The sequence below is a fragment of the Halocalculus aciditolerans genome (assembly GCF_014647475.1).
GTDB classification, from domain to species: Archaea; Halobacteriota; Halobacteria; order Halobacteriales; family Halobacteriaceae; genus Halocalculus; species Halocalculus aciditolerans.
In genome coordinates, this window is the sequence record NZ_BMPG01000003.1 from 97,079 (window position 1) to 116,205 (window position 19,127).

Annotated in this window: 14 protein-coding genes and 1 pseudogene; 10 read left to right on the plus strand and 5 right to left on the minus strand. The window is 61.2% G+C overall.

The genetic code is table 11. From position 1 onward, the window contains the following. Positions 1–40 precede the first annotated feature (40 nt). The 10 genes from IEY26_RS11540 (at position 41) to IEY26_RS11585 (ending at position 15,334) form a co-directional block, all read left to right on the plus strand. A complete protein-coding gene (locus IEY26_RS11540; RefSeq protein ID WP_188979096.1) occupies positions 41–2,161 on the plus strand; it encodes a phospholipase D family protein in 2,121 nt (706 codons plus the stop codon). Positions 2,162–2,166: 5 nt separating this feature from the next. Continuing rightward, positions 2,167–4,227, plus strand: a complete 2,061-nt coding sequence (locus IEY26_RS11545; RefSeq protein WP_188979097.1) for a PD-(D/E)XK nuclease family protein — start codon at positions 2,167–2,169, stop codon at positions 4,225–4,227. Then, positions 4,224–5,129: a RecB family exonuclease gene (locus IEY26_RS11550; RefSeq protein ID WP_188979098.1), complete on the plus strand. Its 906-nt coding sequence runs from the start codon at positions 4,224–4,226 to the stop codon at positions 5,127–5,129. The genes IEY26_RS11545 and IEY26_RS11550 overlap by 4 nt, the downstream gene beginning before the upstream one ends. After that, positions 5,126–8,590, plus strand: coding sequence for an ATP-dependent helicase (locus tag IEY26_RS11555; protein ID WP_188979099.1), 3,465 nt, complete (start codon positions 5,126–5,128; stop codon positions 8,588–8,590). Before IEY26_RS11550 ends, IEY26_RS11555 begins: the two co-directional genes overlap by 4 nt. 128 nt (positions 8,591–8,718) lie before the next feature. Beyond that, the gene (locus tag IEY26_RS11560; protein ID WP_188979100.1) at positions 8,719–10,110 is read left to right on the plus strand and encodes an ATP-binding protein; all 1,392 of its coding nucleotides are present in this window, start codon (positions 8,719–8,721) and stop codon (positions 10,108–10,110) included. 337 nt (positions 10,111–10,447) lie between these two features. Beyond that, a complete protein-coding gene (locus IEY26_RS11565) occupies positions 10,448–10,765 on the plus strand; it encodes a hypothetical protein (RefSeq protein WP_188979102.1) in 318 nt (105 codons plus the stop codon). 200 nt (positions 10,766–10,965) lie between these two features. Then, positions 10,966–13,281, plus strand: coding sequence for an Eco57I restriction-modification methylase domain-containing protein (locus tag IEY26_RS11570; protein WP_229774062.1), 2,316 nt, complete (start codon positions 10,966–10,968; stop codon positions 13,279–13,281). 141 nt (positions 13,282–13,422) lie between these two features. Further along, positions 13,423–13,782 (plus strand): hypothetical protein, encoded by a 360-nt coding sequence (locus IEY26_RS11575; protein ID WP_229774063.1) that lies wholly within the window; start codon positions 13,423–13,425, stop codon positions 13,780–13,782. Then, on the plus strand, positions 13,782–14,237 hold the full coding sequence (locus IEY26_RS11580; protein WP_229774070.1) for a hypothetical protein: 456 nt from the start codon (positions 13,782–13,784) through the stop codon (positions 14,235–14,237). Before IEY26_RS11575 ends, IEY26_RS11580 begins: the two co-directional genes overlap by 1 nt. Continuing rightward, on the plus strand, positions 14,234–15,334 hold the full coding sequence (locus IEY26_RS11585; protein ID WP_188979108.1) for a tyrosine-type recombinase/integrase: 1,101 nt from the start codon (positions 14,234–14,236) through the stop codon (positions 15,332–15,334). The genes IEY26_RS11580 and IEY26_RS11585 overlap by 4 nt, the downstream gene beginning before the upstream one ends. Here IEY26_RS11585 and IEY26_RS11590 read toward each other — a convergent pair. The 5 genes and pseudogenes from IEY26_RS11590 to IEY26_RS11610 form a co-directional block, all read right to left on the minus strand. After that, positions 15,331–16,650: a phosphoribosylglycinamide synthetase C domain-containing protein gene (locus tag IEY26_RS11590; RefSeq protein ID WP_188979110.1), complete on the minus strand. Its 1,320-nt coding sequence runs from the start codon at positions 16,648–16,650 to the stop codon at positions 15,331–15,333. The two genes, IEY26_RS11585 and IEY26_RS11590, sit on opposite strands and share 4 nt — an antisense overlap. A gap of 78 nt (positions 16,651–16,728) precedes the next feature. After that, positions 16,729–17,379 (minus strand): annotated as a pseudogene (locus IEY26_RS11595) (phosphoribosylamine--glycine ligase); the annotation flags it as partial. A gap of 52 nt (positions 17,380–17,431) precedes the next feature. Further along, positions 17,432–18,103 carry a DUF7504 family protein gene (locus IEY26_RS17835; protein ID WP_449405268.1) on the minus strand — a complete coding sequence of 224 codons (672 nt, stop codon included), beginning with the start codon at positions 18,101–18,103 and terminating at the stop codon, positions 17,432–17,434. A gap of 79 nt (positions 18,104–18,182) precedes the next feature. After that, positions 18,183–18,407, minus strand: a complete 225-nt coding sequence (locus IEY26_RS11605) for a ribbon-helix-helix domain-containing protein (RefSeq protein WP_188979115.1) — start codon at positions 18,405–18,407, stop codon at positions 18,183–18,185. Positions 18,408–18,569: 162 nt separating this feature from the next. Next, entirely contained in the window at positions 18,570–19,088 is a 519-nt protein-coding gene (locus IEY26_RS11610; RefSeq protein WP_188979123.1) for a GNAT family N-acetyltransferase, read from the minus strand. Positions 19,089–19,127: the final 39 nt, after the last annotated feature.

Below are 19,127 nucleotides of genomic sequence, written 5' to 3' on the forward strand. Positions count from 1 at the left end.
AGGCTGACATATCCACTTTCAACACACCGGTGACTTCCACATGACCAAAACAGAATTCGAAGCAACGGTCGAGTTCGACGACGGCAGCACCGCCGATCTGGAAATGGCTGCCGACAAATCGTGGAGTAGCTTCCTGAATTACTTCGGTGACGCCCAACACGTCTACTGCGTTACGTACAGTCAGTCCCCCGCGTTCATCTACAAGATGTTTCAGAACCGGGACCTCGCAGTTGACTCACTGGAGGTTATCGTTGGAGACAACCAGCACGACGACTACCGGCGGTCGCTGAAGAACACGAACAACGCGAAGAAAATCGCCGCACAGTTGGAGTCACTCCGTCGAGACGGTGATCTCCGCATCCAGACCATTGATTCTGCGCGTGTCCTTCTCCACACGAAGCTCTACATCGTCGAGAATCAGGACGGGTCTCGTACACTCATCTGTGGGTCGGCGAACCTCTCCAAGCAGGCCTGGCAAGGAAGCAAACAAACCAACGTCAACATGGCGTGGCGTACTGACGGGGATACGCCCGTCGACGAGTGGTTCGAGCAGCTCTACGCGTTCCACAAGGACTACGCGACGCCGTTCATGGAAGACCTCACGGAGGAGATCGAAGACGCCGAAACGGCAGACGAAGAGGCGAAGATTTACGACATCTGGCTGGGCGGGGACGAGTTCAGTGACGACCCAGTCGCCGAGCTGAACGCCCGTCTTGACGAAGCGGTTGACGACGACCAAGTCAACACGTACAACGTCGTCACAGACGCCGAAGAAGCAGAGAAGGCTGTGGTTGCCGCCGAAGATACGGATACTGACCCAACAGAGATCAGTCCGGACAAGCGTGTGCGCCTCTCTCCGCAGGGGCTTGAAGACGCTATCTCGAATCTGGACGACACGCTGTCCGCTAATAACATCCGTATCAACGACGGTGAAATCGTAGCGACGCCAGCCGGTATCGCACGGTACAAAGAAACCTTCACCGGATACCCGGACCTGAACGTCGACAGGGAGGAGAAGACGGTCGGGTTGCGGGTTGACGACTCGGTCCTCGAATTAACGGCTCCTCTTCCGGATGACCCGCAGGAAGTCGCTGACGCGCTCGACCTGATCGAAAACTACGTTGAAACAGTCGGTGAGTTCGGCGAAACACGGACCAAGAAGGAGACACGGGCACACTTCTACGAGGGGATTATCTACTTCTGCTGGGCTCCGTTCGCTAACTACTGCGCCCATCACTACGCCGAATACGAATCCGCGGAGCTCGACAAGGACCTACCGTTCCTATTCCTTCACGGCGACAACGACAGCGGGAAAGGCATGTTCCTGCGGTTCGGAGCGCGACTCATCTCGAACGGGTACGTGCAGGAGGTCACAACCGGGGACGACTTCGTCAAAAACAATATCGAGCGTGCTCGTGCGTCCGACACAGTTTTCCCGTACATCGTTGACGACGTGGCGAAGTCGAAAATCGACCGGGACATCATCAAGTCGTATTGGGAAGGGAAGTGGGACGGTTCCATCCAAATGCCGACGTTCATCTTTTCCTCGAACGACTCAACCAAGCCCAAATCCGAACTCCGGACTCGCATGAAGACGTTGGATTTCAACGTGAACTTCTCCGAACTGGAGAAGGACGAACGCGAAGCCGCCGCGCAGATCGCAGGGCAGGCGGACGGCTGTAATCTGTTCGCGTGGTTCGCTCACCTATTCTTGCAGCGGGATATCTCGCTCCCGGACCAGTCGGACCGGCTCGCGGATGCACGGGACGTGTTCGCAGAGTTGTACGCGTACGCCGAGAAGGAACCACCAGAGTACGTGCCGCTGGAGAAACCCGCCGAGCAGGAACACGACCCAGGGCGTCGGAAATGGATCAGCGCGCTATCCGACGGGTTGTGTGAACTCGATTTCAAAGACGATGGACGCATCATCGCTGATTTCTCAGCGAATCTGGATCAACAGCAGTGCTGGGAGTTCCAGAAAGCCACGCCACCCCACATCCGGGCGAGTATTTACGGGCCGGCAGTCCAGTTTGAAAGCGCAAACAGGTTCCAGAATTGGATTGATGAACCCAGTATCATCGAAAACGCACGACGCGACACCGAAACAAGAGCTGACAACGACGGTGTTCTGTCCCGGGTCACACGATTCGTCCGAGGGTAACAACCATGTCTAATCACATATCTCCCCGGCAGTTCGATGGAACGTTAGTAACGGTACCATTCGGAAGCGAAAACGTCGAACGAACAGCGCAGAACGAATACCGGACGCTCCTCGACGAGCACGATTCTGAGGAGATACTCGTGATCACGGGTGCGCCGACGAGTACTGAAGCGTTCCGGGAGTCCTTAGACGCAGAACTACCCGGCGCGGCGACGCCGTGGGTGACGTCGCTCGTCGTGCACGCGACGGACGTACTCGACCAGACGGACGACCGTACCGTTCTCTCCGACGCCCTACGACGCGAACTCCTCCATCGGTTCCTCGACGGGTACGACTGGAACTCGGAGTATCTGGAGCGCGCGTCCGCACAGCCATCGTTCGTCGAGGACGCGGCGACCGTGATCGATACGCTCTCGTGGCAATCTTCCCACCCCGACGAGACGCCGGAGCTCCGCGATCTCCGACGCGCGTGTGATGCGTTCCACGACTGGCTCGCCGACCACGACCACATGGAGCGCGGCCAACTCATCTCGGAGGCGCACGAGGTCCTCGCGTCGGACGCACGCGGCGACGTCGTGGACGCGGAGGCGGTGCTGGCGGTTGAGTTCGAGGAGTTCTTCCCGGGTGACCGCGCGTACCTCGACGCGCTGGCGGCGGACCGCGAGCTGGTCTGCATCGCGGAGGAGAACGCGAGCGTGCGGCGGACGTGGATGGACCCCGGCCCCGTCACGGAGTACGTCTCATTCACCGAGACGCGACGCGGACACGCGGCGCCACCACCAGCGCGACCGGCCGCGACGGCGACGTACTTTGCGGAGGGAACGGCACCGGACGAGCCGGACGCGGGCTCCGTCTCCGTGCTCGCTACGGACTCACGCGACGACCAGCTCGATGCGGTCGCTAACGAGATCGAGGCGCTCGTCTCGCGGCCGGACTGGACGTACGAGGACGTCGCGGTCGCCACCAAGCAGAGCGGGAGTGCGGTGACGGACGCTATCGACGCGCTCGAACGCGCCGGGCTCCCGACGGAGTCGGCGACTGTCACGGGGTTCGGCGACGATCCCGCGATCCGCGAGCTGCTCGCCGTCGTTCGACACCTCGCCGCCAACGAGGACGAGGAGCCGGTAGAGCACGGGCCGGAACTCGACGCGGATCGCGTGGAGCGCGTCGCGGCGTTCGACCGGCTCGACGACGGGGTTCGGTGGTGGGCGACCGACGCGGGGCTGAAGGAGCGGATCGCGGAGCGCGCGTCCCCGCTCGATGCGCGTGCGCAGCTCGGGAACGTCCGTCGCGCGTTCCGGATGGCGGCGTTCCTCGAAGACACGGGCTTCCTGGAGGCGACGTGGGCGTCGTACGAGGAGATGCTGGAACGCGCGCACGAGTACGCGCCGCAGCACAACCAGACGAGCGCGACGGACCTGAGTGGTGGCGTCCGCGTCGATCACGTGCAGGCGCTGAAGAACGAGTCATATCGTGCGGTGTTTCTCGTGAATCTCACGGACGCCGAGTATCCCGGTGACCCGTCGTTCACGCGGCTCTTCCCGACTGAGCGCGTCGCGGCGATGCCGGACTACCCGGGCGTGACGGACCTTGACGCGGACGCAGTCGAAGCGACGTTCCCGACGGAGTCAACGGCGTCGAGTCGGCCGTTCGCGCGCTATCATGCCGAGCACGCGCGCAGGCGGCTCGCTGTCGGTGCGGGCGTCGCAACGGAGCGGCTGTACTGTTGTCTCTACGAGTACGAGGACACGGCGCTCGAAGAGCGCGCGCAGGCCTCTCGCTTCCTGACGGCGGCGTACGACGCGCTCCCGTGGCTGCACGAGGCTGCCGACACTGGAATCACGAGCGAGCAGGCCGCCGAAGAGTATCTCCTCTCGCGGGTGGACGACGCGCTCGCGGAGGTCCGGCGCGCGAACAGTCAGGACGTGACGGTGTCGCTCGACGACATCGAGGCGGAACTTGGGGAGATTCAGGAGCTACTCGACGAGAGCGGGGCGCGCGGTGAGGAGGTACGGAAGGCGTTGCGTGCGCGCGTCGAGTTCGCCAACGGGGAGGTGCGGCGATGAGTGAACGCGCGCTTTCCCCATCGCGGTTGGCGACGTACGCGGCGTGCCCGCGGCAGTACGACTACGGCTACGTCCAAGATGTGACCACGCCCGACCGCACGGAACTCTACCTCAACCAGGGGACGATTTACCACGAGACCATCGAGGACGTCTGTGACGCGACCGAACGCGACGACGACCCGGAGACAATTCACAACCGAGCGATGCGGGTGTTCGACACGAAGTGGGACGAACACAGCAGTCCGGACGACTACGAGTCGAACGCGCACCGGGAGTACCAGCGTGCAGAGAACCGCGCCGCTATCGACGCGTTCTTCGACCCCGATGGCGGTGACGGCATCGAGCACGCGCGCCGGTCGGTCGCCACCGAGGTCTGGGTGGAATGCGAGATCGACGGGCGCGCCCTCCACGGCAAAGCAGACAACGTGATCCGGACGGACAAGGGACTCCACGTCTTCGACTACAAGCGGAACACGCGCGGGGTGATATCCGGCCGAACGGCCGAGCGACTCTCCGACCATCTCGACGGTGAGGCCCACGAGCCCAAGCGCGCACGGAACGCGTTCCAGACGGCGACGTACGTCGAGGGCGTGAAGAACGAACCGTTCTACGAGGACGGGATGACGGTCCAGTTCAGCTTCTACGGCCTCCTCAACAGCACGTCGTTCGAGAGCACGCCCGACGGCTACGAGGTGTCCGCTCGCGGCTATCCCCGTGAGACGACAGACATCTACGCGGAGCACTACGACACGATTCGGGCGCTCATCCGGGAGGCACACGACGGGATCACGAGCGAGGCGTTCGCACCGGAGCCGTTCGACGTCATCGGCGAAGAGGCGTGCCCGGACTGCGACTACCGAGAGATGTGTCCCGACCGCCTCTCCACGGAGGTCCAGCAATGAACGACGGTGACGTCGAGTACCCATCGTGGTACCCGACGCCGGAGGAGGACGTCTCGCCGGAGCCCCAACAGGAGACGATCATCGATTCGGACGCATATCCGATGCGCGTGCTCGCCGGCGCGGGCACCGGGAAGACGTTCACGATGGTTCGGAAGGTCGAGCACCTCATCGACGAGGAGGGCGTCTCGCCCGACCGCATCCTCGCGTTGACGTTCACGAACAACGCGGCGGACTCGATGCGCGAGAAGCTCAACGCGAAACTCGGCACCGCCGGCTACGACATCGACGCCTACACCTACCACTCGATCTGCAACGAGATCCTCACCGACTACGCCTACGAAGCCGGGCTCGACCCGGACTTCGAAGTCGCCACCGACGCAGAAAAGTACGCCATCGTGCTGGACGTCCTCGACGAGATCGAGTACCGCTCGGTCAAACCCAACGTGTACGGCTCTGACGGGTACGCGTCGGGCGCGGCGTCGAAGCTCCTCAACTTCATCGGATCGATGAAGCGGAGCGGCATCACGCCCGACAAGATTGACGCGTTCCTCGGTCCCGCCGAGCGCGTCTACGACCTCGCGGAGCTCCCGGAGCGCATCGGAGCCATCGCCAGCGACCACCTCGGCGGCCAGTCCGTCTCCACGGTCGGAGCTTCGCTCCCGGACGTACGCGCCGACCTCGTCGCGGAACGCGACGCGCTCGGCACAGAGGGGATCGAAGCGACCGCACGCGATTTCTTGGACCGGCTCGTGGAGCTCTGCGACGCGCTCGAAGCCGCGTTCGACGCGCACGAGGCCGGTGAGCGGGAACTCCCGGAGAACGCACACAAGCTCCCGAAGTACCTGTTCGGTGGATACGCGAGCGGCGCACCGACGGGTATCCCGGACGACCTCGACCTCGAACTCACGGACCATCTCGACTCGTTCCTCTCGGACTGCCTCACGGCCCGTGACTTGACGGCGGGGTACGCCGCGTACGAGCGTGAACTCGACGAGCGAAATCTCATCGACTTCGACGGCCTCGTCGTCGAGACGGCCGCGCTGATGGAGTCGCCGGTCGGCGACGAGATCGCCGAGCGCTGGGACTACGTCTTCTGCGACGAGTTCCAGGACACCGACCGCCTCCAGTTCGACCTCGTCACGTCGCTCGTCACCGACGACAACCTGTTCGTCGTCGGCGACGACGACCAGGCGATCTACGAGTGGCGCGGCGCGCACGTCGCCAACATCACCGACGAACTCGACCGCGCGTTCACCGCGCTCGACGACGAACCCTTAGAGGAGAACTTCCGCTCCCGACAGCCGATCCTCGACCTGGCGAACGAAGCGATCCAGAAGCTCGATCACCGGGAACGCCACAAGACACTGACACGAGTCGACGAACCCGACTACGACGGGGATACCGTCGCCACCGTCGAACTCCCTGCCGAGGACGACGATGCAGACGGGGCGGCCCAGTTCCGCACGGTCGTGCAGAACCTCCTGAGCGGCGAAGCGGAGAACCTCGATGCGGCGTACGATCCGGGCGACATCGCGCTCCTCGTCCGGAAGAACAAGCACGCCACGCCCATCATCGAGGAGTTCGAGGACGCGGGCATCCCGTACCAAGTAGCGGGTGATCTGGCCTCTGAATCGGTCGGCGTCGGCACCGTCACCGCCTACCTGAAAGCGCTCGCACGACCCGAGGACGAGGTGAGCTGGAACCGGGTCCTCCTGATGCGCTATCGGCTCTGTGACGCGGACCTCCGCACGCTCAATGCCGGTGACGAGCCGCTCGTCGACACACTGCGCGAAACACCGCTTAAGGACTTCGAGGAGCCTGACCGCGTCGCAGAGGCCCGCGAGCACGTCACGGAACTTCTCGATATCCGGGATTCGGCGTCTCTCAGTCACCTGTACCGCGAGCTCACGGACATCACGAACATCGAGTGGTATCTCAGTGAGCAGGAACGCCGCGACCTCGCCCAGTTAGAGAACGTCATTGAACAGTACGGGGACAGTGCGGTCCAACCGCCGCTCACCCCGGAGTTCATCGACTCGCTCGACCACTACGATTCCCTCTTCGACGAGAGCGGTTCGACACCGACGAGTCAGCCGGATGTCGCCGACGATGCGGTCAACGTGATGACTATCCACAAGAGCAAGGGCCTAGACTTCCCGGTCGTCCTCGTCCCGCAAGTCACGGCCGACGAGTGGGCGCCAAGCTCACGAGCGTACGACGCGCTCGAAACCGGGCTCTCGGACGGCCCGGAGACGGCGTTCGCTGAGGACTTCGTCGAGCGTGACGCCCGTGAGACGCGACGCGTATTCCACGTCGGAATCACGCGCGCCGAAGACGTCCTCGTCTTGCAGGGCGGCAGTGAGGACGACGACGATGCCGCGGACGTACACCCGGTTACGGAGGCCGTCGACGAGATCATCCCGTCCAGTATTCCGTGGCAGCCTGAGCGCGGGCAACTACCGCTCTGGACTGACGTCCAAGAGTGTCTCCCCGATGCTGCGGGAGACTGGACTGACACGCTGGCGAGCGAGACTGTCGGGCAGGTTGGTGGGACCGTCAATCACGACGGAGAGGAACTAACAGTCGAGACGGGGCGCGACCGCGTGCTAGCTCTCGCAACAGCCACCCTCAACGGGGATCTCTCCCCGAGAGCAGAGCGGGAGACACTCCACGTTGCGTCGCTGACCGGCCCATCGACGCCAGCACCATCGATCTCGCACAGCTACACGTCGCTGGCAGCCTACGAGGAGTGCCCGCGGAGTCACTACCTGGACTACGTGGTCAACGCGTTCCCCGACTATCAGGAGCCTGCGGCCAAGAGCGATGCCGGGAGCGGTGTCTCACAACGTGACATCGGGTTGCTGTTTCACGACACCGCAGAGCAAGCCGCGAACCAAGACGTGAAACAGCGTGAGGAGTGGTACGAGATCTGCGACCGTCTCGCCAGTCAGCGCCGCGTCGAGGACGCGCTCCCGGCCGCAAAACAGTGTATCGACCGGTACTTCGAGTTAGACCTTCCCAGTTACGAGATCGTTGACGCGGAGCGGGAGTTCGAACTCGATATCGACGGCCACGATCTCGTCGGGTACATCGACGCCGTCTACCGGACGCCGGACGATGAGCTCGTCGTCATCGACTACAAGGCCACCGAACGGCACCGCGATTTGGACGACGACAAGCAGCTCCCGATCTATCTGTTGGCGTGCCGTGACCTGTACGACGAGCCAGTGACGCGTGCTGGGTACGCGTACGTCGGCGAAATCGGGCCGAAGATCGAATCCCGAACGTTCAGCGATGATGACCTGGCGGCAGTCAGGGACGACGTGACGGCGTCGATGACCCGCATTGCCGAGTTCACGTTCGGTCGGTACACTGCTGGTGAGCACTGCCAGTGGTGCCAACACAACCAACTGACTTGTGCGCCGGGGTCGTTCACTGTCGGTCCTGGATTTGAGGAGTGACCAGTGCTGTTTCGTCTGAATCTGTCGCCGGGCGTGGTTCGGCAGGCTGTTCGCAGTCCGAGGAACGGGCGGTTGGGGCTGGGTGACCGAACGCTTAAGTCATTATCGTAGTAATCATTATCTAGAGTATGACCTTCTACGACCGGGAGGCGGAACTCGATACACTCACCGACGCGAGGGAGTCCCCTGGTTCGGACTTCATCGTCGTGTACGGGCGACGTCGCGTCGGGAAGACGGAGCTCCTCAAAGAGTTCTGTGCTGACCGTCCCCACATTTACTTCCTCGCCGCGCAGGAGGCCGAGCATAGACAGCGAGAGAAGTTCCTCGACCAGATCGCAGGCCACTTCGACGAGCGCGTCCCGCGAATCGACGGGTGGGACGAGGCGTTCGAGTATCTCGGGGAGCAACTCCAGCAGGAGGATCTCGTCATCGTCATCGATGAGTTCCCGTATCTCGTTGCAGAGAACGATTCACTCCCGTCGTACGTGCAAGGGTTCGTCGACCAGGAGCTCGACGGGACGGATTCGATGCTCGTCCTCTGTGGGTCGAGCGTGAGTACGATGGAGTCAGAGATCCTGGGCCACGAGAGTCCACTGTACGGGCGACGAACGGCGCAGCTCGACGTGACGCCGTTTTCGTTTCGACAAGCCCGAGAGGTCATCTCGTACGACATCCAGGATGCGATTCGCTCGTATGCCGTCACGGGTGGTACCCCGATGTACCTCACGCTGTTCGACTACACGCAGTCGCTCGCGGCGAACATTCGGTCGCACGTGCTGTCACCGTCTGCGGTGCTGTACAACGAGCCGGAGTTCCTTCTGCGGACCGAGCTTCGGAACCCGGCGCGGTACATGAGCATTCTCGAAGCGGTCGCGCTCGGTCATACGACACCGAACGAGATCTCCGGCGCAACGGGGATTGACGCGGGACCTCTCTCGAAGTATCTCCAGACACTGCGCCGACTCAGGCTCATCGAGCGAGACGTCCCAGTCACGGCTTCGGGGAAGAAATCGAAGCGGTCGCGGTACCGGGTGGCCGACGAATTCCTTCGGTTCTGGTTTCGGTATGTCGAGCCGAATCGATCCAGTATCGAGGAGGCACCGGAGATCGTATACGACGGGACAATCCAGCCGGACCTCCCAACGCACGTCGCAACCACGTTCGAAGACGTGTGTCAAGAAGCCGTCTGGGAAGGGATTCGACGCGGCACGTTCGACACGTACTCGGAGGTTGGTCGCTGGTGGTACGGGGAGGAAGAGATCGACATCGTCGGGCTGGCACCGAACGAGGACCGAGTGCTCCTCGCCGAATGTAAGTGGACGACAGATCCAGTTGGGGAAGACCTCGTCGAGAGCCTCCGAGCGAAGGCCGAGCACGTCCGGTGGGGACCGGCTGACCGAGACGAACGGTTCGCCCTGTTCTCCAAAAGCGGGTTCGTCGACGGGCTCGAAGAACACCTCGACGACTCCTGGTCACTGCTCAGCGTAACGGATATCGACGATCTCCTCACGCCAGCGTGAGTGCGCCTGTCTCTAGGTCCTGGAGATCGTGTCGTTGAGTGTGTTGTGTGAGTGTCGTCTTCCATAGTCCGTACATCCTCGGCGATGTAGTGGGATTACGAAGGTTTCATCGAGGATGGCGGGGATTCCGGGTGGTGCGCGCGGTGTGGTGAGTGATTCACCGTCTTTTCGCGGGTGAAGAGGTACGTATATTGTCATGATATGCGATATGGTCGTACTGTCAGTCGGCTGCCCGTGCTGTCAGTCCGGATTTTGGCTTCTAACGGCCTGCCTCGGTAGAAATCAGGGTTTCCGAGGGCGAGGTTTTAAATACAACTGGCGGTTGTGCCGGTGTGCAATGCAACGCGTCATCAACAGGAAACTGTACGATACCGACGAAGCCGAACAGATCGCACAACACGCTCCCAACACGGACCGAGGGGACTACCACTACCTCATCGAAACGCTGTACAAAACCTCGGATGAGGAGCCAGAGTACTTCCTCCACTGCGAGGGCGGTGCAGCAACCGAATACTCGGACCCGTACGAAGGCGGCCGGACCAGCGGAGAAGAACTCAACCTGGTCGATCCAGAGACCGCGCTAGACTGGTGCGAGGAACGCGCCATCGACGGCGAGATCATCGTCGAGGAATTCGGCGAGTTGATCGAAACGTAGTGCGAGCGGCTGCCTCGGAACCCACTCTCTGAGTGGTCGGCGTACTGCGGATCGTTCCCGCAGCGAGGTATATGGGAGACCCAGTAGAAAGCCCTCACCTTCACCGTCGAAGGCCGGGTTGCAATGTTCGTCGATATCCATCGACCTCTATCCCGTCCCTAGTAACGAGCGGCGGGATAGAACACTCTCCAGTCACTCCAGTGGGAGGAGACGCACGTCGGAACGAACAGATAGACGCCGTGATCCAGCAACTCACGAGAGACGGTCATAACATTCCGTCACCATTCTCGAAACGAGAACTGTACCGCACTGCCGCCGACGTCGGAATTGCAGTGTGGAAGCCAGACGTCAAGGCGCGATTCACTGACCGAGTGCTTGATCAACTCCACTACGAATGGGACCCAGTCTCCCAATCATTCATTCCTGCAGTCACGGAGGAGCTCGTCGACGACATTCAACTAGCAGCTAGTACCATCACCCCGTCATTCGATACGGAATTGTCGGAGTCACTTCGCACACGAGTTGAGGCGTGGTGCGATCTCCACGGTTTCGATACGTTCGAAACCGGGACGGTGCAGAGAACTGTCGCGCGGCACGCCGTCCTGAGTGTTCTACTGAAAGCGGCATTGTACGAATGGTATCAGCACCGGGGTGATGTTCCGCCTCTTTCAGAGACGATACAACAGGCGTTTCGAAACGCGAGTGAGCGAACAGATAACCCGGCGTTCGATACGTTCGTTCTCGACGACATCGCCGAGTTAGCTGATGAGACCGTACTTGCCTCCGTAGTTACTCACAGGGATCGCTTGCTCTACTCCAACCAACCAGCTGCAGACATCGGCCGGATCTACGCGGCAGTGACACCGAGCGAATACCGACAGTCGCTGGGGCAGTTCAGGACACCCCCCGAAATCGCGGAAGCCATGCAGTCTTGGGCCGCCCGCGGTGACTGTCACCTCCTCGATCCGGGGATGGGGGCAGGAATACTGTCGAGTTCGTACCATCCACGCTGGGTTCTGAACACTGAACCAGCGCACGTCAACGGAATCGACCGCAGCCCTCTCTCACTCGTTATGGGTGCGACTGCGTTAACCCTCTCCGGACAGGCGAATAAACCACAGACAAGCGATTTCCTCGATGTTCGGCCGGACGACCTACAACGAGACGTCGAGGGTGTCGTCTGCAATCCGCCGTACACAAGCGGTGACGCGCTACCAAAGCAGTACAAAGACCGGATTAACGCGAACATAGAGGAATCAACGGGGATCGAGATCAGTGCTCGGTCACCGCTCTACACGTACTTCCTGTACCACGCTCGCTCGTTCTTGTCCTCGGGTGACCGTGCGGCGTTCCTTACACCGGACAGCTTCCTCACGAGGGCGTATGGCACATCACTCAAACAGTTCTTGCTTGATGAGTTCTCGATCAAGGCACTCGTCCAATTCAACCCCGACGGTGACTCGGTTTTTGAGGACGCGCAGGTCACTGCCCTCCTTAGCTTCTTAGAAACGAGCGCCACCGGCGAGGAGTCCCTCACGCGGTTCATTCGTGTCGACGAGTCTGTTGATGCGAGTACCCTTCGTGACGCGGTCCGGAACGGTGACCAAGGTGAGACTGAGTGGGGAACGATCAATCACGTGCCGCAAGCGGATCTCGCGGACAGAGAAAACTGGGCGGCGTTATTCGCGCCGTGCGACGTCGATACAAGCGCACTCACGTCCTTGAACGAGCTCGCCACAATCCATCGCGGGAAATCCACCGGTGATGTGAATTTCTTCTGCCTCACCAGAAACGACGTTGATGAGTACGGAATTTCAGAAGAACACTTGTCACGACTCATTCGTCAACCAGCGGTCGTCACTGGCTACGACTTCACCGCCGAAGACTGGGAGAACTTACGAGGTGCTGGCGAGGAGGTGTGGCTGCTCGACCCAGACGAGCTGCCAAAAATCAAGAACTGTCAATACGACTTCGAGCATCAGGTACTGTTCGACCCGGACTCGCTCCCGAGGAACAGCGACGATGAAGTACTGAATATCGTGTCGTACCTACGGGAGAGTGTACACAAGTCCCTCAGGGCAAACGTAATCGACAAGCGTCAATACTGGTATCGGCCACGTAGACAACCCTCGCCACAAGTCTTAGTGCAAGACGCAGGGCGGGACGGATTCAGGTTCGTCCTCAACGAGACCTCGGCGCGGAACATCAATAACTTCCGTGGGTTCTTTGACGTACATCTCGACGAAACGGAACTGAAGGCATTACTCGCGTACCTGAATAGTCCCGTCGCAGCACGAGTGATTCAAACCCAAACGCAAACGCAGCAAGGCGGCTACGAAAAACTCAGCATTAGCGCCCTGCATGGCCTCCCGGTAATCGATCCGACCTCGCTGGCGAACCCAATCGTAACGACGCTGGCTGACTTATTCGATGAGCTGCGCGAGACTGCGAGAAATGACGGTGATTGTGAAGCGGTGTTGCATCGTCTCGATAGCGTGCTTCAACAGGTGATTTGAACTCACCCGGATATGGCTTGTCGACAAGAACTATGTTCGTTGTCGGGAAAGTAATTCTTAGAAATTAGTTTCATGCCAAACCACGTGGCGACCTACCCAACTGATGAGCAGTTGAAGCGCTGGCGGAGTGAGGCTGACGAGATGGACATGTCCTTCTCCGAATGGGTACAGGGGATGGTCGAGGCGGGGATGAAGAACTTCACCCCGACGGTTGAACGCGACGAAGACGCTCACGAACTCCGAGAACAACGAAACGACCTTCGCCAGGAACTGGAAGCCACGCGGACGCGCGTCCGGGAGCTGGAAACTGCGCTCTACCAAGGAGAACGCGAAGCGATAGCCGAGTACGTCGAAAACAACCCCGGTGTCGAGTATAGCGAGATCGTCCAGCACCTCATGAATTCGACGCCCGAACGGGTGAGTCGTCAGTTGGATGTTCTTGAGGGTGAACGGGTACAGCGCGATGGAGACACGTTCTATCCAACTGAGGGCGACGAATAGTGGTTTCGACGAAAATCGAGGAGCGGTTAGGGGTGTACAAGTCGCTGTCCGAGGTGCCGGCAGAGTATCGTCTGGAGTCGTTTGCCGCCGGTATCGATGGCCAGGACGTCTGGTCGGAGTGGAACGAGATTCACTCTGATTCGAAGTGGAAGCGTGCGGAGGCCCGTCGCGTCAAAGACCGTTGGGACGACCATCTCGATGGCACAGGCAGGCATTACGCAGCAGCGACACCGGAGGATGTCGAGTCGTTCATCGATGGGCTCCTCGACGAGGTTCAACTTGAGCGGGCGTACAAGCCGTACTGGCTGTTCCTCAAGCGGTTCTATCACTGGCTCGTGTGGCATACTGAATACCCACATCGATACAACCCGGTCCTCATGGCTTCAGCCAACTACCCGGCATGCAGGGAGGTCTGGGATCACGTCATGTCGTTCGACAGGAGGTCGTTCAAATGACAAACGAGAAACGCAGAGAGATCGCTGAGGCGTTCGAGAAAGACTTAGATCCGCTCTCGAAGTTCGAGCGGACCTTCGTCGAACACGAACTCGAACCGTTCGATGCGGCACTCGACGATCTCATCGATTACGAAACGACCCCCCAGGGTACCATCAACAACTACACGACGCCCATCAGACAGTGGAAGACCTTTATGGAACGCCAGGATCGCCACCCTGCGTGCCCATCAGAACGCCATGTCGTCGAGTTCATCACGTACCTTCGAAACGAACGCGAAAATTCGGACGCGACGATCAAACCGAAGATCCGGCATTTGAATAGCGTCTTCGAATACTGGCAGTCCGACGCGGCGTTCCCCCACGACGACGCATTCAATCCGTTTGCCAAGGAGTTACAGAAGGGATACCTGTCGCCGGAGGACGCGGACGAACCGCCGCGAGTCACGGTTCCGGAACTCCGCGACGTGCTGCAAGACGTGAATCACTGGCGAGATCGGAGCGTCATCGTGACGCAACTGAAGCTTGGTCTCCGAGCAAGCGAGCTATGTAACATCAAGCTGTCCGAGATCAATATCCGGCATCAAGAACTGCAGGATCACTACGACGAGATGGGGACGCACAGGCGAGTCCGCGACCGACCAAACTCGGTCTACATTCCACCAGATCGGGAGATGAACAAGTCGAGTGTCCCTCGGGTACTCCCGTTAGACGACGAGTTGCGACTTCTCCTCATCGAGTACCTTCTCGTGAGACCTGACAACGGGAAACCCTGGATGTTCCTTTCCCCGACTCGCCACAACCAGATGAACAACTCGATGGTGAACGAGATCTGGAAAGACCACTTCCATCCGGAATTCCAATTTGACGAGGACGATCCGTACCGAAGTATCACCTCGCACTTCGGCCGTCACCGGTTCTCAACGCTCTTTCGAAACGAACGGCACTGGCAGGAAGAAAAAGTCCAGTACATGACAGGACACAAAGGTAGCTACGACAGCGACGAGCATGACTCACTCGCCACATACGTCCACACGTACTACGAAGACATCAAAGACCGATACCTTGACGAGATCTACAAATTCGGGCTCGGTGTCTAACTATCAGCAGGTCCGAGGTAGCCCCACGCCTGCAGGCGGTCGCCGTCCCCGTTGATCCACCGTTCGCCGATGTCGTCCCGGTAGTACATGTTCGGCATCACGATCTGATCGATGCGGTCGTAGGCCTGTTCGCGCGCTGCCTGCATCGTGTCGCCTTTGCCGGTGACGACGATGGGCATCCCGTTGTCACCCGCGACACGCCACTGGTCGTCGATCTTCTTCGCGTCCTCCAGGTGGATGCCTTCACGGCTCTCGGTCTCGAAGACGACGGCCGCGTTCCGCGAGTTCTCATCGTACGTTTTGTCGTCATCGAACGGGAACGGCGGCAGGACGACCCGCACGCCGATCTGATACCCGTTGTGGACCTTGAGCTCCGGGTCGTTCCCGTGCGCGAGGTCGTAGAAGAACTCCCCCGTGCCGGACTCAAAGGACTCCTCTTGGAGCGCGATGGTGGGGTAGCCGAAGCGCGGCGTGAACTCCAACGGATAGATCCCGGATTCGTTGACGATGCAGTTGAGGTCGATACTCCCGACGTACCCCTCATTGGCGAGCCAGCCCTCTATCTTGCCGAACGTCTCCTCGAAGAGCTTGTTCTGAGCTGCCCAGAACATCGACGTCCCCATCTCACCAGTGGATGGCCCGATGTTCCCTGGGAATAATTTCTTATGCTCAAAATTGAAATTGACCTGATCAATAAACTCCTCACCGTTGAAGAACCCGCAGATGGCCACCTCGACGCCCTCGACCTTCCGCTGGAGCTGGAAGCCCTTCATCCGGTGGCCCCACGCCTTCTTGTACGCCTTCAGGACGTCGATGATGTCGCTGCCGTCGTCTTCGTTGCCGACGTAGAGCAGGCGTTTGACGTTCTGGACTTCCCCGAGGGGCTTGATGACGTAGGGCGCGGGGTTCTCCTGGACGTGCTTGATGCCCTCGTCGAAGTCGTGGAAGATGTGATGTTCAACCGTATTCACACCGTGCTCTTCGAGCACCTCCATCGCGTACCCGCGATCCTCTTCCAGGTGATCGGTATTCGGTGTTCCACCGACGACAGCGTGGCCTTGCTCACGAAGTTCCTGAGCGAGCTTGCCTGTCCCGATATCCGGACCCACCCAGATATCGTCGAAGATGATGACGTCAGCCCACTCCACCTCAGCGCGCCAGTCATCCGTTTTCGGCACGAAGCCGTCCCCAATCTCCTTGTCGTGTTCGGCTTCGATGTAGTATTTCACGCTGTGGCCTTCCTTGTGGACTTGCCACGCAGTGTCGGTAATCAGTGCAGCGTCGGCGGAGACGAACAGGAAATTCTTGGATTCCATTGTTAGGGTTTAAGCCGCGGTAATATCGGTTTGTGCGTCAACACTCGCGGTCGGATTATATAATAGATCCCCGAAATGGTGCTCGAAGTTGAAGTTGACCTGGTCGATGAACTCCTCGCCGTTGAAGAAGCCGCAGACGGCGACTTCGACGCCCTCGACCTTCCGCTGGAGCTGGAAGCCCTTCATCCGGTGACCCCACGCTTTCTTGTACGCCTTCAGGACGTCGACGACGTCGCTGCCGTCGTCCTCGTTTCCGACGTAGAGGAGGCGCTTGACGTTCTGCACCTCGCCGAGCGGCTTGATGACGTAGGGAGCGGGGTGTTCTTGAACGTGCTGGATGCCCGCGTCGAAGTCGTGGAAGATGTGGTGCTCGACGGTGTTCACGCCGTGCTCTTCGAGAATCTCCATGGCGTACCCGCGGTCCTCTTCGAGGTGGTCGGTGTTCGGCGTGCCGCCGACGACGGCCTTCCCCTGCTCGCGGAGTTCCCGCGCGAGCTTCCCGGTGCCGATGTCGGAGCCGACCCAGATGTCGTCGAAGATGATGACGTCAGCCCACTCGACTTCCGCCCGCCAGTCGTCGGTCTTCGGCACGAAGCCGTCACCGATCTCCTTGTCGCTCTCCCCCTCGATGTAGTATTTGACGTCGTGGCCTTCCCGGTGGACTTGCCACGCGAGGTCGGTGATGAGCGCCGCGTCGGCGGAGATGAACAGGAAATGCTCGGAGTCCATACCGGGACGTCACAGACAGGAGAGAAAAATCGTTCGGCGACCGGCCGAAACGTCAGCGCTCTCTGAGCGTCCACTCGCCGTCGCGGCGTTCGAGGACGGCGTCAAAAAGCTGGGTGAGGGTGCCGACGGTCTGTTTGTCGTGGGCGTCGGGGTCGAGGTGGTAGTGGGCGACCGCGCCCTCGCGGGAGAGTTTCACCGTCATGACGTGGAGGAACTGGAAGGCGCGCTCCAAGGGGACGTGGGCGAGGAGTTCGGTGAGGGAGTCGACGCAGACGAGGAGTTCGCGGTCCTCGCCGTCGAGGCGGTTGTCGAGGAAGGTGGTGAGCGCGATACCGACCTGCGTGAGGTCGGCGGGGTCCTCGACGGCGCGGACGTCGACGGTCGAGCCGGTGCGGACGCTCGGCCCGTCGTCGGTGCCCGCGCGCGCCGCGGCGGATCGGGAGATTTCGCCGACGGCGACGGCGAAGACGCTCTTCGGCTGGTGTTCGTGCTCCGCTCGCCACCGGACGAGGTGCTCGTCGACGCGGCCGTCCCAGGAGACGACGACGACGTCCTCGTCACCGGGTTCGGACGCGGTCAGGAGGGCGTTGCAGGCCGTCTCGTCGTCGTCGAGGAGGAGGACGTTGGAAGCGGTGCTCGGAACGGGGACATCGTCGCGCGAATCATCGTGGTGCTGTTCGACTCCCAGCGTGAAACCCTCAGTTGCGACGTTCTTCTCACCTATCGCATATGAACGTTGTGGAGAGTTCCAGCGGGCCCCGTAGCGGGCGCGCGACCGCCGCGCGCCGAACGGCGGTCCCGGGCTAGAACTCGTAGTCGTCGTCGAGCGGGCGGTCGGCGGTCTCCTGCATCTCCTCGCCGTAGAAGTCGCCTTCGGCCTCCGCGCCGGCGTCCGTCTCGTAGGCGTTCAGGCCGAGCGAGAGGATCTCCTCTGCGGCCTCGTTCCGGTTCACGAACTCGCCCTGGTCGACGATACGCTCCAGTTCGACTTCGAGGTCGTCGGGGATGGTGACTTCGACTTTCGGCATTCGCCCGCACGTTCGGGCGCGCCGCGTAAGAAGGGTTCGGCCTGCAGAGCAGGGGGTGGGGGCCGGGCGGCCGCGAAAGGGGGAGGACGCGGCCACCCGTACCCGACGGGAGGCGTGCCAGCGTCAAGAACCGCCGGGTCGAATCGGCCCTCGATACGTGCGTCAGTCGTCGAGCCGCCGGACCATGTGGACGTGCGGGATGCCGGCTTCGTCGAACGGCTCGCCCTCGACGGCGTAGCCGCGGCGCGCGTAGAACCCCCGGGCGTGCGTCTGCGCGTGCAGTTCGAGGACGTCGTAGCCGCCGTCGCGTGCGGCCGCTTCGACGGCGTCCATGAGCGCGTCACCCCACCCCTCGCCGCGGCGCGCCTCGCGGACGGCGACCCGCTCCACCTTCCCGACGCGCTCGCCGTCCGCGGACTCGGACTCCCGGAGGCGGGCGACGCCGATCGCCTCCGAGCGGCCGTTCCCGCCGTCATCGCTCTCGTCGATGCCGCGCTCGCCGCCGTCGCGCTCGCCGGTGCCGTTCTCGTCGTCGTAGGCGACGAAGTGGCGGGCGTCGGCGTCGTGTTCGTCGAACTCGAGCGCTTCGGGGACGTCCTGTTCCTCGACGAAGACGGCGACGCGGACGGCACGGGCGTCCGCGAACCGCTCGTCGTCCTCGTCGACGCGGACCACGGTCATACCTGGAACGGGGGCGCGGGCGTGGAAAAACCGTGCGAT

Coding starts and splice junctions, on each gene's coding strand:
- IEY26_RS11540 (WP_188979096.1), top strand. CDS start 41: ATGACCAAAACAGAATTCGAAGCAACGGTCGAGTTCGACGACGGCAGC.
- IEY26_RS11545 (WP_188979097.1), top strand. CDS start 2,167: ATGTCTAATCACATATCTCCCCGGCAGTTCGATGGAACGTTAGTAACG.
- IEY26_RS11550 (WP_188979098.1), top strand. CDS start 4,224: ATGAGTGAACGCGCGCTTTCCCCATCGCGGTTGGCGACGTACGCGGCG.
- IEY26_RS11555 (WP_188979099.1), top strand. CDS start 5,126: ATGAACGACGGTGACGTCGAGTACCCATCGTGGTACCCGACGCCGGAG.
- IEY26_RS11560 (WP_188979100.1), top strand. CDS start 8,719: ATGACCTTCTACGACCGGGAGGCGGAACTCGATACACTCACCGACGCG.
- IEY26_RS11565 (WP_188979102.1), top strand. CDS start 10,448: ATGCAACGCGTCATCAACAGGAAACTGTACGATACCGACGAAGCCGAA.
- IEY26_RS11575 (WP_229774063.1), top strand. CDS start 13,423: ATGGACATGTCCTTCTCCGAATGGGTACAGGGGATGGTCGAGGCGGGG.
- IEY26_RS11585 (WP_188979108.1), top strand. CDS start 14,234: ATGACAAACGAGAAACGCAGAGAGATCGCTGAGGCGTTCGAGAAAGAC.
- IEY26_RS11590 (WP_188979110.1), bottom strand. CDS start 16,650: ATGGAATCCAAGAATTTCCTGTTCGTCTCCGCCGACGCTGCACTGATT.
- IEY26_RS11605 (WP_188979115.1), bottom strand. CDS start 18,407: ATGCCGAAAGTCGAAGTCACCATCCCCGACGACCTCGAAGTCGAACTG.
- IEY26_RS11610 (WP_188979123.1), bottom strand. CDS start 19,088: ATGACCGTGGTCCGCGTCGACGAGGACGACGAGCGGTTCGCGGACGCC.